We start from the raw sequence: 15,911 nt of genomic DNA, 5'->3' as shown, positions 1-15,911 counted from the left end.
GCCCATTGCCGCGCTCCCCCGCACGGGCCAAGCTCGGGCCATGGACCTGGAGTTGAGGCACCTGAAGACGATCCGGGCGATCGCCGACGCGGGCAGCCTGACCAAGGCCGCCACCGCGCTCGGGCTCGCGCAGCCCGCCCTGAGCGCGCAGCTGAAGCGGATCGAGCGCACCTTGGGAGGGGAGCTGTTCGAGCGGGGGCGGCATGGGGTGCGGGCGACCGCGCTGGGGGAGTTCGTGCTGGCCCGTGCGCGGGTGGTCCTACCCGCGGTGACCGGCCTGCGGGAGGAGGCGCTGCGGTTCGGCCGGGACTGGGCCGGCGGTGCGGGGTTCCGGCTCGGCGCGACGCACGGGCCGCTGCTCGGCGCCTTGGTGGACCGGCTCGCCGCCGCGTACCCGGGCGTGCCGGTGACGACGCACACCTCCTGGTCGGAGCGGGAGATCGCGTCCCGCACGGCTGACGGGCGCCTCGACTTCGCGCTGGTGGGGACGTGCGGGGCGAGCGCACCGCCGCAGAACGAACTCCTGGTGTGGCGTGAGGTCGCCCGTGACCCGGTGTTCGTCATGCTGCCCACGGACCACCCGCTGGCCGGCCGCCAGGAGATCGACCTTGCCCGGCTCGCGGACGAGGCGTGGACGGACGTGCCGGGCGACGGCTGCTTCGCGGACTGCTTCACAGCAGCGTGCGCCCGAGCGGGTTTCACTCCGTCATCGGTGTACGAGACGGACGTGGCGTCCTGCGTGCACCTGGTCCAGGTGGGCCGGGCGGTGGGCCTGTGCCGGGCGACGTTCCCGCCGACGCCGGGCCTGGTGACCAGACCCCTCTCCGGGGCACCGCTGTACTGGCGGCACCTGCTCGGCTGGCACCCGTCGGCCCCGGCCCACGACACAGCACCGGCAGTCTTCGCCCAGGCCCGCACGGCCCACGCGGAGGCAGCGGCCCGCAGCGAAAGCTACACGGCATGGCTAGCGACCCCGTCCCCACACCGCCCCTGACGGGACATCACCGCACCACCCCTGCCTTCGCCACACCCTCACCGCGCCTTCCGTGACCGGACCGCGCTCCACCGCCCCTGACTTCGCCGCACCCTCGCCAGCACCTTCCGCGACCGGGCCGCGCCTCACCACACGTTCCGGTACCGGAACGCACCCTCGCCTCACCTATTGCGGCCGGACCGCGCCCCCGCTCACCGCAACCTCCCCCGACGAGACCGCACCCCCGTAACCACACCCCCCCGCCTTCCATAACGCCAGGCACGGGGGTCGACTGGTAGCTGATGGTGGGCTGTTGAGGGTTCTACGGTGTGGGCGATCCGCTGGCCGGACCCTCAACGGTCCGCTCCCCCCTCGCAATCGAGGAGATGCCCCCATGCCTCCCATCCCCCACAGACGCGCCGCCGCGGCCTGTGCCGCGCTCGGTGCCGCCGGTGCCCTGGTCCTCGCGGGTCTGTCCGGCACCGCTCATGCCCAGGCCGATCCCGCCGCGGCCTCTTCGCCCTCCCCCGCCGAGACCGCCGCCGTCGACAGGACATCGCCCGAGGTCCTGAAGGCCATGCAGCGGGACCTCGGCCTCACGGCGGCGCAGGCCGAGGCCCGTTTGGCAAACGAGGCCGAGGCCGGCGCCGTCGCGGGAGCCCTGCGGGTCGCGCTCGGGCGTGACTTCGCGGGCGCCTGGGTGCACGGCGCCACCTCGGCTCGGCTCACCGTGGCCACCACCGATGCCTCCGACGTGCGGAAGATCGAGGCGCGGGGTGCACGGGCCGAGGTCGTGCCGCACTCCATCCAGCAACTTGACGCGGCCAAGGCACGGTTGGACCGTGCCGCGGACAAGGCCGCTACGCGCGACGCCCCCGTCTGGTATGTCGACGTGCGGTCCAACTCCGTCGTCGTGCGTGCCCTGCGGCCGGGTGCCGCCCACTCCCTCGTCTCCGCCGCCGGCGTCGCTCCCTCCCTCGTACGCGTGGAGGAGACCCGGGAACGGCCGCGCCCGCTCTACGACCTCGTGGGCGGCGACGCCTACTACATGGGCGGCCGGTGCTCCATCGGCTTCTCGATCACCAAGGGCACCCAGCAGGGCTTCGCCACGGCTGGCCACTGCGGGCGGGCCGGTACCGCGACCAGCGGCTACAACCAGGTGGCTCAGGGCACGTTCCAGGCGTCCATCTTCCCCGGCAGGGACATGGCCTGGGTCGCCACCAACTCCCAGTGGACCGCCACCCCGTACGTGAAGGGCCAGGGCGGGCAGCGGGTCGGCGTCGGGGGCTCCACGCAGTCCCCGGTGGGTGCGTCGATCTGCCGCTCCGGCTCCACCACGGGGTGGCACTGCGGCACCATCCAGCAGCACAACACCAGCGTCACCTACCCCGAGGGCACCATCAGCGGCGTGACGCGCACGTCGGTCTGCGCGGAGCCCGGCGACTCGGGCGGCTCCTACATATCCGGGAGCCAGGCGCAGGGTGTCACGTCCGGCGGTTCGGGCAACTGCCGCAGTGGGGGCACGACCTTCCACCAGCCGATCAATCCGCTCCTTCAGCAGTTCGGCCTGACGCTGAAGACCACGGGCGGCGGCGACCCGGGCCCCGGTGACCCCGACCCGGGCGGCACGTGGGCCGCGGGCAAGGTCTACGCCGCGGGTGACACCGTCACCTACGGTGGATCGACTTACCGGTGCTTGCAGGGACACCAGGCGCAGTCGGGCTGGGAGCCGCCGAACACCCCCGCCCTCTGGCAGCGCGCCTGACCTCCGAAAGTCAGCTCAGAATGCCGCGGCTGTACGCCGTCGCGACGGCCGCGGCACGGTCCTTGACGCCCAACTTGCCGTAGATGTGGGTGAGATGCGTCTTGACCGTGGCCTCGCTGATGAAGAGTTCGACGGCGATCGCACGGTTCGACGTGCCCTTGGCGACGAGCGCGAGCACTTCCCGTTCGCGGGTGCTCAGCGGTTCGTTGCCGGGGGCACGCACGCGTGAGACGAGGCGGGAGGCCACGGCGGGCGAGAGGACCGTGCGGCCCTGGGCCGCCGCGCGAACCGCGGTGGGTAGAACGCGGCGTACGTGGGCGGGGTTCCGGGCATCGCCCATCGCGCTCGAAGCGGCATCAACCGATCGGTTGATGGAGGGGTACGACCCCGCGCTCGCCCCCCGGACTTAGGACCAGCGGACGAGCGGGGACGGGCCAAAACTCGGTGGGCTGTGTCAGTGGCCATCCGTAGGCTCGCTCCTGATGCCGAAACCAGATGCACCGACCAAGGAACCAGCGAGTTCAGCGGATTCAGGGGATTCAGGGGATTCAGCGGGAGGAAAATCTGCCGCACGGACGCTGCTGCGGCTGTGGCCGTACGTCCGGCCCATCCGAACTCGCCTGTTCAGCGCGGCATTCGTCGCCGTCCTCGCCTCCTGTACGGGGCTGGTCTTCCCCCTCGTACTGAAGTGGCTCGTGGACGGACCGGTGGCGGACCGGGATCTCGGCGGGGTGTGGCTCGGGGCCCTGCTGCTGCTTCTGCTCGGTGTCGCGGAGGCGCTGCTCTTCGGTCTCCGGCGGTGGCTGGTGGCGCGGCCGCTCGCCTCGGTCGAGGCGGCGATGCGGGCGGATCTCTACCGCCATCTGCAGCGGCTTCCCGTGGCCTTCCACGACCGGTGGGCCTCGGGCCAGTTACTGTCGCGCGGCACGACGGATCTGATGCTGCTGCGGATGTTCCTCGCCTTCCCGCTGACGTTCCTGGTCGTGAACGGAACGACGATCGTGGTCGGCATGGCGATCCTGCTGGCCCAGGACTGGGTGCTCGGGCTCGTGCTGCTGTCCCCGCTGGTGCCTCTGGTGATCGTCTGCGCGTACGTCGAGGGCCGGTACATGGCCGTGGCGCGGCGGGCGCAGGACCAGGTCGGCGATCTGACGACGGTCGTCGAGGAGAGCGTGCTCGGCATCCGCATCATCAAGGGCTTCGGCCGCCACCGCAGCCAGGCACGGGCGTTCCGCGAGCTCTCACACACGTTGCGGGGCACGGAGCTGGCCAAGGCGCGGCTGCTCGCTGCGATCAACGCGGTGATCATGGCGCTGCCGGAGGTCGCGATCGGTGCGGCGCTGGTGCTCGGGACGGTGCAGGTGGCGGACGGGGGCCTGTCGACGGGCACGCTGGTCGCTTTCCTCTCCACGGCGCTGGCGCTGCGCTGGCCGGTGGAGTCGATCGGGTTCCTGCTCGCGATGAGCCAGGAGTCGGCGACGGCCACTGAGCGGTACTTCGAGGTGATGGACGCGGAGCCGGAAGCCGCCACGGAGGTCACGTCCCCCGGTGGGGGCTCCGCGGCGGCCGGACTCCGCTTCCACGGCGTGGAGTTCCGCTACCCGGACGCGCCTGCCGGTGCGCCACCGGCGCTCGACCGGATCGACCTGCACATACGCCCCGGAGAGACCCTCGCCCTGGTCGGCGCGACGGGCAGCGGCAAGACGACGCTGACGGCGCTGGTGCCCCGGCTGCACGAGGTGAGCGGGGGCCGCATCACGCTGGACGGCGAGGACATCGCGGAGATGGACCGCGAGCGGCTGCGCACGCTGGTGGCGGTCGCTTTCGAGGAGCCGACGCTGTTCTCCGCGACGGTGGGCGAGAACGTGCTCATGGGCGCCGAAGGGGACGCAGGGGAAGCGGAGTTGGCGCGCGCCCTGGAGGTGGCCCAGGCTGACTTCGTCCACGCGCTCCCGCAGGGCACGGCCACGCAGGTCGGCGAGCAGGGCCTGAGCCTCTCGGGCGGCCAGCGCCAACGCCTCGCGCTGGCCCGCGCGGTGGTGGGCCGCCCGCGCTTCCTGGTCCTGGACGATCCGCTCTCGGCGCTGGACGTCCACACGGAGGCCTTGGTGGAGGCGGCCCTGCGCCGCGTCCTGAGGGACACAACGGCCCTGGTGGTGGCCCACCGCCCCTCCACGGTCCAACTCGCCGACCGAGTCGCCCTGCTCTCCGAAGGCAGAATCACCGCGGTGGGCACCCACCAGGAACTGCTGCGGGGGAACGCGGAGTATGCGTGGCTGATGTCGGGGGCGGGGGTCGCTCCCGCGACAGGGGAAACGGATCCGGGGCCCGCCCCCGCACCCGCACCCGCACCCGCACCCGCACCCGCACCCGCACCACCCCTACAGACAGAATCGGACCCCGCGTCCGCGGAAGGTGAGGTCGCACGATGACCGCGTCGACACCCGCCTCACGGACCACGGGGCCCGACGAGGAGGACCGGCCCGGCCTTCCCGACCGGGAGGCCACCGGCGGCTCTCTGGACCTCGCCGAGTCGCCGGCGGCAGAGGCGGAGGGGGCAGGTCCGACCCAACTCCCCTCGAATGCGGAGGACTTCGACAAGGACGTCCTCCCCACGGCCCCTGGCGCCACCTCCGCCCTGCTTCGTTCGCTGCTGTCTTCCCTTCGGGGGCGCGTCGTTCTCGTGACCGTGCTGCTTCTGTTGCAGCAGGCCGCCGTGCAGGGCGGGCCGTTGCTCGTGGCGTACGCCATCGACCGGGGCGTGCCTGCGGTCCGGGCCGACGACTACGGGCCCCTCATCGCCATCGGCGTCGGCTATCTGCTCTGCGCGGCCGCGTCCGGCGCGTTCCAGTACGCGTTCATCGTCGCCTCCGCCCGCGTCAACCAGGACGTCCTGCTCGATCTGCGCGGGCGGATCTTCCGGCACGCGCAGGCACTCAGCGTGGATTTCCACGAGCGGTACACCTCGGGGCGGCTCATCTCCCGGTCCACCACCGACGTGGAATCCCTGCGAGAGCTCCTCAGCGAGGGGCTGCAGGAGCTGATCACCGTCATCCTGTCCTTCGTCTACATCTCGGCGATGCTGCTCTGGCTCGACCTGGGCATCGGCGCCGCGGCCGTAGCGTCGTTCGTGCCGCTCTATCTCCTCGTACGCCGCTATCAGCGCCGCGCGGGCCCCCTCTTCGGGAAGCGGTCGACGGCGATCGCCTCCGTCATCGTGAAGTTCGCCGAGACGATGAACGGCATCCGCCCCGTCCGTGCCTTCCGGCGCGAGCGCGCCAACGAGGCCGAGTTCGGCGTGCTCAACCGTCACCATGAGCGGGCCAACGGCGACGCCATGCTGGAGATGGCCCAGTACGTCGTCGGCTCCCGGCTCGTCGCCAACACCGCCGTCGCGGGCATCGTCCTGTGGGGCGCCTACCGCGTCACCGACGGCACCCTCGCACTCGGCGTCCTCGCCGCGGCCGTGCTGTATCTGCGGCGCCTGTACGACCCGATCGACCGGCTCGGAATGTTCCTGAACTCCTACCAGTCGGCCGCCGCGTCCCTGGAGAAGGTCGCCGGGCTGCTCGCCCAGACCCCCTCCGTGCCCGAGCCCCACCCGGACCGCGCCCTTCCGCTGCCCGCCCTCGCCTCCGAACACCCGGGCCGCGAGGTCGAGTTCGACGGCGTCCGGTTCGCCTACCGGACCGGCGGCGAGGTCCTGCCCCGCTTCGACCTGACGCTGCCCGCCGGGCAGACCGTCGCCGTCGTCGGCTCCACCGGCGCGGGCAAGTCGACGCTCGCCAAGCTGCTCGCCCGCTTCTACGACCCGACGGAGGGCCGGGTCCTGCTCGACGGGGTCGACCTGCGCGACCTCGCCAACTCCGAGCTGCGGCGCGGCGTGGTCATGGTGACCCAGGAGGCCTTCCTCTTCTCCGGGACCGTCGCCGAGAACATCGCCATCGGCCGCCCTGACGCCACCCGCGAGGACATCGAACGGGCGGCGCGGGCGATCGGCGCGCATGACTTCATCACGTCGCTGCCCGACGGCTACGACACCGACGTACGCAAGAGGGGTGGCCGTATCTCCGCCGGTCAGCGGCAGCTTGTCGCCTTCGCGCGGGCGCTGCTCGCCGACCCGGCGGTGCTGATCCTCGACGAGGCGACCAGCTCGCTCGACATCCCGGGCGAGCGTGCCGTGCAGCGCGCCATGCACACGGTGCTGCGCGGGCGGACCGCCGTGGTGATCGCCCACCGGCTCTCCACGGTGGAGATCGCCGACCGGGTGCTCGTGATGGAGCACGGGCGCGTCGTGGAGGACGGGACCCCGGCCGAACTCATCGTGGGGAGCGGGTCGTTCGCGGACCTGCACCGGGCGTGGCGGGACAGCGTGGTGGGGTAGCGGCGCGCTCCCGGCGCGTTAGCGGGACGTCAGCCAGGCGTGAGCGGAACGCCAGCGAGGGTGGCCACAGTGGTGTCAACGGCGGGAACGACGACCAGCAAGTCCCGCATCCACCACCGCACGGGGGAACCTCAGCATGCGTACGACCCGGATCCGCGCCACCGTCCTCGCCGCCACCACCGCCGCGCTCGCCCTCTCCCTGACTGCCTGTGGCGGCTCCGACGGCTCCGGCAACTCAGGCAACGGCTCCAAGGCCGGTGGGAGCCGGAGCGTCGCCACTACCGACGACTCGCAGAGCCCTGAGGTGACGACGACGGAGACCACAGAGACCACAGAGACGGTGGAGACGTCCGGCTCCGGTGCGGGCAAGGCCGTCCCCGCCCGCGCCGCCAAGGTCCAGGCGTGCAAGGGCGACGAGATCTCGTACTCCGTGCTGCACCGCTTCCCCGCGGAGCAGGGCGAGCACCTCCTGATCACCGCGACGAACGCCGACTCCAAGTCCTGCTGGGTCACTTCCTTCCCGTCGGTGATGCTCGGCAACGCCTCGGACGTCCTGGCCCACTCGTCCAAGGACGCCCCCGGCGGCACCACCCGGATCACGGTCAAGCCCGGCGGCAAGGTCTACTCCGCCGTGTCGCTCTTCGCCGACAACGACAAGACCCACACGTCGACGGACCTCTCCATCGCCCTGCGCGACCAGACCGGTGACACCGGTCCCGGCGCCGGGACGGGCGCGTTCGACGACAAGGGCGCCCCGTCGGAGTTCACCTGGTCCGGCGCCGAGGTCACCAACTGGAACAGCACGAAGCCCTACGACTTCTGATCAGCGGCCCCCTCCCCCAAGTGCCGGCCTGGAGCGACGCAGCGCTCCAGGCCGGCTTTCGCGTACCCGGCCGGGGTGCGGAATCAGCCACGCCGCTCCGGCCACCCCGTGCCGGGCCCCGTCGAACAATGGCGAGGCCTTCACCCCGGGCGACCCCTCCGTATATCGAACGTGGCCCACCGGGCAGCGGACCATTTCCGGCCAACTCTTGACGCACTCCTGACAAACAGAGCGCACCGGTGCCACTCTTCCCCTCGATTCCCAGCTCGACGTTCTGCCAGCTCCACGTTCTGCCTGCTCCACGTTCTGCCTTGTTCTGCCCGGACGGCACGACCGCGCCGACCGTTCCCCCTGGCCGCGTATCCCGCGGCCACGCAGAAGGAGTCCGTGTTGAGAAGCACCTCTCACAGACCTGCCTCCCACAGACGCGCCACCGCCGCGGGCGCCCTGACCGCCGTCGCCGCCCTCATCGCGGTGGCCTTCCAGACGGGCCCGGCATCCGCCGACGACCCCGCGATACCACAGGCCAAGACCCCGGCCGCCGCGAAAATAGGCAAGGCCGACCCCGGTTCCCTGCCCGTGAAGCTCACCCCCGCCCAGCGTGCGGCGCTCCTCAAGGACGCCAACGCCACCAAGGCGGACACGGCCAAGGACCTGGGGCTCGGCGCCAAGGAGAAGCTCGTCGTCCGTGACGTCACCAAGGACGGCGACGGCACGACGCACACCCGCTACGAGCGCACGTACGACGGCCTGCCCGTCCTCGGCGGCGACCTGGTGGTCGACGAGGCGAAGTCGGGGAAGACCGAGGGCGTCACCAAGGCCGCGAAGGCGGAGCTCAAGGGCGTCGACACCAGCGCCGAGGTGAAGGCGGCGACCGCCGAGAAGCAGGCGCTCGGCGCGGCGAAGGCCGAGGGGTCGAAGAAGACCGACGCGGACCGGGAGCCGCGCAAGGTCGTCTGGATGGCCAAGGGCGAGCCGACCCTCGCGTACGAGACGGTGGTCGGCGGTCTTCAGCACGACGGCACCCCGAACGAGCTGCACGTCATCACGGACGCGGCGACCGGCAAGAAGCTCTTCCAGTGGCAGGGCATCGAGAACGGCACGGGCAACACCCAGTACAGCGGTCAAGTCACCCTGGGAACGGCTCAGTCGGGATCCAACTACACCCTGACCGACACCGCTCGCGGCAACCACAAGACGTACAACCTCAACCGCGCCACGTCAGGCACCGGCACCCTCTTCTCGGGCGCGGACGACGTGTGGGGCAACGGGCTGCCCTCCAACCTGGAGACGGCAGGCGCGGACGCCCACTACGGGGCCGCGCTGACCTGGGACTACTACAAGAACGTGCACGGCCGTTCCGGTATCCGGGGTGACGGCGTCGGCGCGTCCTCGCGGGTCCACTACGGCAACAACTACGTCAACGCGTTCTGGTCCGACGCCTGCTTCTGCATGACGTACGGCGACGGCGCGAACAACGCCAAGCCGCTGACGTCCATCGACGTGGCGGCCCACGAGATGACGCACGGCGTGACGGCGGCCACCGGCAACATGACGTACAGCGGCGAGTCCGGCGGCCTGAACGAGGCGACGTCCGACATCTTCGCCGCGGCCGTGGAGTTCCACGCCAACAACCCGCAGGACGTGGGCGACTACAACGTCGGCGAGAAGATCGACATCCGCGGCAACGGCACCCCGCTGCGCTACATGGACAAGCCGAGCAAGGACGGCTCGTCCAAGGACTCGTGGTACTCGGGCATCGGCAACATCGACGTCCACTACTCCTCGGGTGTCGCGAACCACTTCTACTACCTGCTGAGCGAGGGCAGCGGCGCCAAGGTGATCAACGGCGTCTCGTACGACTCGCCCACCTCGGACGGTCTGCCCGTGACCGGAATTGGTCGTGACAAGGCGTCGCTCATCTGGTTCAAGGCGCTGACGACGAAGTTCACCACGACCACCAACTACGCGGCGGCGCGCACCGGGACCCTCGCGGTGGCCGGTGAGCTGTACGGCACCACCAGCGCCGAGTACAAGGCGGTGGCCCACGCCTGGGCCGGCGTCAACGTCGGCACGCGGCCCGGCGACGGCGGCGGCACGGACTTCGAGAACACCACCGACGTCGCCATCCCGGACAACGGAGCGGCCGTCACCTCGTCGGTCAACGTCACCGGCCGCACGGGCAACGCGCCCGCCGCCCTGAAGGTCGGCGTCGACATCATCCACACCTGGCGCGGCGACCTGGTCGTCGACCTGGTGGCCCCGGACGGCTCGACGTACCGCCTGAAGAACTCCAGTTCGTCGGACTCGGCGGACAACATCCAGGCGACCTACACGGTCAACGCCTCGTCCGAGGTGGCCAACGGCACCTGGAAGCTGAAGGTCCAGGACGTGGCCGCGCAGGACGTCGGCCGCATCAACAGCTGGAAGCTGACGTTCCCGTAGGCCCTGGCCGGGCTTGACGGGAGCACGTGCAGACTGCGCCGCTCCGGGTGGACCGACTCCCCGGAGCGGCGCACCCATGTGTACGGGCCGCCGCGTAACTCCCCGTTCGCATTGCGTACATGGACCATCGCTCAACGGACGATTTCTGGCCAACCTGCGGTCAGGTACCTGACATGAACCTGGCTCAACTGGCACTCTTCCCTCGCACGACACAACAGAACATCTGTACACCCGCACCGCATCTTTCAGCCCGGACAGTCCCCCATGCCGTCCGGGCCCCCCACAGAAGGAGCATGCGTGACCCCCCACATATCCCGGAAGCGCTCAACGCTGGCCATAGCCACCGCTGTTGCCGCCGGAGCCCTGCTCGCCGCCGGTCTGACCACCGGAGCCTCCGCGCAGCCCGACCAGGCCGCCGCACCCTCCGGGGCACCGATCGCACTCTCCTCCACGGCCCGCGCCGGCCTGCTGCAGGACGCGAACGCGGACAAGGCCGCAACCGCCGAGAAGATCGGGCTCGGCGTCAAGGAGAAGCTCGTCGTACGCGACGTCGTCAAGGACCGTGACGGCACCACGCACACCCGCTACGAGCGCACGTACGACGGCCTGCCCGTCCTCGGCGGCGACCTGGTCGTGCACGCCGCGAAGAGCGGCGCGGTCAAGAGCGTGACGAAGGCGGCCAAGGCCACGATCAAGGTCGCGTCGACTTCCGCGAAGGTCGCGACGAAGTCGGCCGCGGCGAAGGCCGAGTCGACGGCTGCGAAGTCCGGCGACACCAAGAAGGCGGACGCGCAGGCTCCGCGCAAGGTCGTCTGGGCCGCGTCCGGCAAGCCGGTCCTCGCCCACGAGACCGTCGTCACCGGCGTCCAGAAGGACGGCACGCCCAGCAAGCTGCACGTCATCACCGACGCGGCCACGGGCAAGAAGCTCTTCCAGTACCAGGCCATCGAGAACGGCGCGGGCCACAGCCAGTACAGCGGCGACGTCGAGGTCGGCTCCAAGAAGGGCGCGAACGGCTTCGATCTGACCGACGACTCGCGCGGCGGCCACTCGACGTACGACCTGGCCCACGGCCAGAGCGGCGAGGGCAAGCTCGTCACGGACGACGACGACACGTGGGGCACCGGAAAGCCGGAGGACGCCCAGACCGCCGCCGTCGACGCCGCCTACGGCGCGCAGTTGACCTGGGACTACTACAAGGCCGTGCACGGCCGTGAGGGCATCAAGGGCGACGGCAAGGGCGCCACCTCGCGGGTCCACTACGGCAACGCGTACGTCAACGCCTTCTGGGACGACAGCTGCTTCTGCATGACGTACGGCGACGGCGAGGGCGACAAGAAGCCGCTCACGTCGATGGACGTCGCGGCGCACGAGATGACGCACGGCGTCACCGCGGCGACCGCCAACATGGAGTACAGCGGTGAGTCCGGCGGCCTGAACGAGGCCACCTCCGACATCTTCGCGGCGGCGGTCGAGTTCAACGCCAAGAACGCCGAGGACGTCCCCGACTACATGGTCGGCGAGAAGATCGACATCAACGGCGACGGTTCGCCGCTCCGCTACATGGACAAGCCCTCCAAGGACGGCAACTCCCTGGACAACTGGAGCGAGGACGCGGGCAACGTAGACGTCCACTACTCCTCGGGCATCGCCAACCACTTCTTCTACCTCCTCTCGGAGGGCAGCGGCGCGAAGGAGATCAACGGCGTCAAGTACGACTCCCCGACGGCCGACGGCTCCAAGGTCGAGGGCATCGGCCGCGACAAGGCCGAGAAGATCTGGTTCAAGGCCCTGACGTCGTACTTCACGACGACGACGGACTACAAGGCGGCCCGCGAGGGCACGCTGAGCGCTGCGAAGGACCTGTACGGCGCGGACTCGGCCGAGTACAAGGGCGTGGACGCGGCCTGGGCCGGCGTGAACGTCAAGTAAGTCCCCTTCACGGCCAGGTGGCACTCGGGGCTTCCTTTCCCCAACCCCGCCCCTTCCCGAAAACCCGCTCGGCGCGGGGGCCTTGTCCTCAAACGCCGGACGGGCTGGAATTCCAGCCTGTCCGGCGTTTGAGGACATCTTGTCGGGGGTCCAGGGGGCGGAGCCCCTTGGTTTCGGGAAGGGGTGGGGTTGGGGAAAGCCCCGCAGGGACCACCCCTACCGCAACAACATCCCCGCCGCCTCCCCCGTCCCGTCCGACGGCACCGCCACCAAGCCCAACTCCGCCCCGTTGGCCAGCAGTCGGTGGAATGGAAGGATCCGCACCGTGTAGCCGAACGGCCCCGTGCGGTCCAGGGCCAGCGGCCCCTCGTACAAGCGCCGGCCCTCCGCGTCGGGCCCGCCCACCGGCTTCAGCGGCACCGGGCTCGCGTCGGCGATGACGTCCTCGGGGTCTACGCGGCCCGCGATCGCCTGGACCTCCACGTCGTCCGGGGTCAGCTCGCCCAGGTGCACGCGGACCCGCAACGACAGCGTGGCGCCCAGTTCGGCCGTGGTGCCCGTCGCCGACGCCTCCACGTGGTCGACGGCGACCCGCGGCCAGGCGGCGCGCACCCGCGCCTTCCAGGAGGCCAGCTCCCCCGCGGCATCCGGGCCAAGGGTGCGATGCGCCCGCGCGGCGGGGACGTACAGCTGCTCCACGTAGTCACGCACCATCCGCCCCGCGAGCACCTTCGGCCCCAGCCGGGTCAGTGTCCGGCGCACCATCTCGATCCATCGGTCGGGCAGGCCGGCCGGACCCTGCTCGTAGAAGCGGGGCGTGATCCTGCGTTCGAGGAGGTCGTACAGCGCCGCCGCCTCCAGATCGTCCCGCCGGTCGTCGTCCGTCGCCGCCCCGTCCGCCGTGGGAATCGCCCACCCGAAGTCCGGCTCGAACCACTCGTCCCACCAGCCGTCAAGGACCGACAGGTTGAGGCAGCCGTTCAGCGCGGCCTTCATCCCGCTCGTCCCGCACGCCTCCAGCGGACGAAGAGGGTTGTTCAGCCAGACGTCGCAGCCGGGGTACAGCTTCTGGGCCATCGCCATGCCGTAGTCCGGCAGGAACACGATCCGGTGCCGCACCCGCGGATCGTCCGTGAAGCGCACCAGCTCCTGGATGAGCCGCTTGCCCCCGTCGTCCGCCGGATGCGCCTTGCCCGCCACCACGATCTGGATCGGCCTCTCCGGATGCGTGAGCAGCTCCATCAGCCGGTCACGGTCCCGCAGCATCAGCGTCAGGCGCTTGTACGAGGGGACGCGGCGCGCGAAGCCGATCGTCAGGACGTCCGGGTCCAGTACGTCGTCCGTCCAGCCCAACTCCGCGCTCGCCGCGCCCCGTTGGCGCCACGACGCGTAAAGCCGCTGCCGGACTTCCGTCACCAGCTGGCCCCGCAGCTCACGCCGCAGCTCCCAGATGTCCGCGTCCTGGATCTCGGCCACGGCGTCCCACCGGTCGGAGCCGCCCACCGACAGCGCGTCCTCGGTCTTCTGCGCGCCGATCTGACGTGCGCCGAGGCGGAAGACCTCGGGGGCGACCCACGTCGGGGCGTGCACGCCGTTCGTGACGGAGGCGATCGGCACCTCTTCGGCGTCGAATCCCGGCCACAGGCCCGCGAACATCTCACGGCTCACCTTGCCGTGCAGGGTGGAGACGCCGTTGGCGCGGCGCCCGAGCCGCAGGCCCATCACCGCCATGTTGAAGAGGTTGGGCTCGCCGCCGGGATACGTCTCCATACCGAGCCGCAGTATCCGCTCGACATCGATGCGGGGCAGCTCGGCGTCCGGGCCGAAGTGCCGGGCGACCAGCTCACGGTCGAAGCGGTCGATTCCGGCGGGTACGGGGGTGTGGGTGGTGAAGACGGTCCCGGCCCGCACCGCTTCGAGCGAGGTGTCGAACTCCACGCCCTCACGCGCGAGTTCATGGATCCGCTCCAGACCGAGGAAGCCCGCGTGACCTTCGTTCGTGTGGAAGACCTCGGGCTCCGGGTGCCCGCTCAGCCGGCAGTACGTCCTGATGGCGCGCACCCCGCCGATGCCGAGCAGCATCTCCTGGAGCAGCCGGTGCTCGCTGCCGCCGCCGTAGAGCCGGTCGGTCACCTCGCGGGCGCCGGGGTCGTTCTCCTCGACGTCCGAGTCGAGCATCAGCAGCGGTACGCGTCCGACGCCGGCCTGCCAGACGTGGGCCCGCAGCGATCGCCCGCCGGGCAGCGCGATCGACACCAGGCTCGGGGTGCCGTCCGCCTCGCGCAGGAGGGAGAGGGGCAGCTCGTTCGGGTCGAGCACCGGGTAGGTCTCCTGCTGCCAGCCGTCGCGGGACAGGGACTGGTGGAAGTAGCCGTGCCGGTAGAGCAGCCCGACCCCGATGAGCGGAAGCCCGAGGTCGCTCGCCGCCTTCAGGTGGTCGCCCGCGAGGATGCCGAGCCCGCCCGAGTACTGCGGAAGGGCGGCGGTGATGCCGAACTCGGGCGAGAAGTAGGCGACGGCGCGCGGCAGTTCGCCGCCACGCTCGGCGGCCTGCTCCTGATACCAGCGCGCCCCGGTGACGTACTCCCGAAGCCCCTCCGAGGCCTCGGCGAGCCGCCGCAGGAAGGGCGCGTCCCCGGCCAGCTGCGCGAGCCGCGCGGGCGGCACACCGCCGAGGAGACGCACGGGGTCGCCGCCCGATGCGGCCCACTGCTCGGGGTCGACGGCCTTGAACAGTTCACGGGTTCCGGTGTGCCAGGACCAGCGCAGGTTGCGCGCCAGCTCCGCTAGCGGGGTGAGGGGTTCGGGAAGGGCGGGACGTACGGTGAATCGACGGATGGCCTTCATCACGTGTGCACCTCTGCCGGAGCGTCTGACGGGGCGTATGCCGGGGCTTTCGTACCTCGCGTATCGCCGTACCGCACCGACGTTAGCGGTGCGCCGCTCCTGTCACCACGGCGCACAGGGAGCACGGCCCTCAGGGCCGGGTCATCGCCGCCACGATCGTCGCCGTGTCCCAGTAGAACGGCCGCACCTGCGTGATCCGCCCGTCCCGCACGGTGATCGTCTGCAGTACGGGGAAGGCGAGTTCACGCCCCGTGGCACGTGCCGTCGCGCGGACCTGGCTGTGGACGACCACCGTCTCGCCCGTGGCCAGGAACTCCTGCTCGCCGATCTCGAAGGACTCCCACGCCTCGGCCATGGCGAGGAAGAAGCGGGTCATGCCGTCATGGCCGCGCCATGTGCCGCCGTAGGGGAGTGCCCGCGCCTGGTGCAGTACGACATCGGGGGCGAAATAGGGGGCGAGCAGGTCGAACGACGCCCTGCCGGGTCCGCCTGCCGCCAGGTAGCGGGACTCCGCCTCGTACATGCCGGTGAGGACGGAGAGGGAGTCCGGCGCGGGTGCTTCGTGTGTGCTGGTCATGCCGTCAGCGTGACGGCCCCGGGCACTGCTCCGCTGGCGGAAAACGGACGTCGACGTACCGACGGTCACCCCGTGGCCCCGCACCTATCGCAGGCATCCTGAATCCGTCCGGAAATCGGCGCAACCCTCACAGCACCCCCACGGGCGGTATGGCCGATTCCCCCA

At 70.9% G+C, this 15,911-nt stretch carries 9 protein-coding genes and 1 pseudogene; 7 read left to right on the top strand and 3 right to left on the bottom strand.

Features of this window, described 5'->3' with window-relative positions:
* Positions 1-40: 40 nt before the first annotated feature.
* Together E5671_RS31835 and E5671_RS31830 are read left to right on the top strand one after the other, a co-directional pair.
* Positions 41-994, top strand: coding sequence for a LysR family transcriptional regulator (locus E5671_RS31835; protein ID WP_202121329.1), 954 nt, complete (start codon positions 41-43; stop codon positions 992-994).
* Between the two features lie 373 nt (positions 995-1,367).
* On the top strand, positions 1,368-2,738 hold the full coding sequence (locus E5671_RS31830) for a carbohydrate-binding protein (RefSeq protein ID WP_160507322.1): 1,371 nt from the start codon (positions 1,368-1,370) through the stop codon (positions 2,736-2,738).
* Positions 2,739-2,748: 10 nt separating this feature from the next.
* Here the strand turns inward: E5671_RS31830 and E5671_RS46485 are convergent.
* Positions 2,749-3,048: pseudogene (locus E5671_RS46485) on the bottom strand (response regulator transcription factor); the annotation flags it as partial.
* A gap of 172 nt (positions 3,049-3,220) precedes the next feature.
* Here E5671_RS46485 and E5671_RS31820 point away from each other — a divergent pair.
* From E5671_RS31820 to E5671_RS31800, 5 genes are all read left to right on the top strand, one after another.
* Positions 3,221-5,170: an ABC transporter ATP-binding protein gene (locus E5671_RS31820; protein ID WP_160507321.1), complete on the top strand. Its 1,950-nt coding sequence runs from the start codon at positions 3,221-3,223 to the stop codon at positions 5,168-5,170.
* A complete protein-coding gene (locus tag E5671_RS31815) occupies positions 5,167-7,122 on the top strand; it encodes an ABC transporter ATP-binding protein (RefSeq protein ID WP_160507320.1) in 1,956 nt (651 codons plus the stop codon). The genes E5671_RS31820 and E5671_RS31815 overlap by 4 nt, the downstream gene beginning before the upstream one ends.
* A 136-nt stretch (positions 7,123-7,258) precedes the next feature.
* Positions 7,259-7,945: a DUF4232 domain-containing protein gene (locus E5671_RS31810; RefSeq protein ID WP_160507319.1), complete on the top strand. Its 687-nt coding sequence runs from the start codon at positions 7,259-7,261 to the stop codon at positions 7,943-7,945.
* 387 nt (positions 7,946-8,332) lie between these two features.
* On the top strand, positions 8,333-10,390 hold the full coding sequence (locus E5671_RS31805) for a M4 family metallopeptidase (protein ID WP_443032722.1): 2,058 nt from the start codon (positions 8,333-8,335) through the stop codon (positions 10,388-10,390).
* Between the two features lie 297 nt (positions 10,391-10,687).
* Entirely contained in the window at positions 10,688-12,322 is a 1,635-nt protein-coding gene (locus E5671_RS31800; protein ID WP_160507317.1) for a M4 family metallopeptidase, read from the top strand.
* Between the two features lie 216 nt (positions 12,323-12,538).
* Here the strand turns inward: E5671_RS31800 and glgP are convergent, their stop codons facing one another.
* Both glgP and E5671_RS31790 read right to left on the bottom strand, forming a co-directional pair.
* Positions 12,539-15,169 (bottom strand): alpha-glucan family phosphorylase, encoded by a 2,631-nt coding sequence (glgP, locus tag E5671_RS31795; RefSeq protein WP_160507316.1) that lies wholly within the window; start codon positions 15,167-15,169, stop codon positions 12,539-12,541.
* A gap of 130 nt (positions 15,170-15,299) precedes the next feature.
* The gene (locus E5671_RS31790) at positions 15,300-15,746 is read right to left on the bottom strand and encodes a nuclear transport factor 2 family protein (protein ID WP_160507315.1); all 447 of its coding nucleotides are present in this window, start codon (positions 15,744-15,746) and stop codon (positions 15,300-15,302) included.
* Between the last annotated feature and the right edge of the window lie 165 nt (positions 15,747-15,911).

It is taken from the genome of Streptomyces sp. BA2, assembly GCF_009769735.1.
Taxonomy (GTDB): Bacteria; Actinomycetota; Actinomycetes; order Streptomycetales; family Streptomycetaceae; genus Streptomyces.
This window is presented reverse-complemented; position numbering and strand designations above follow the sequence as displayed.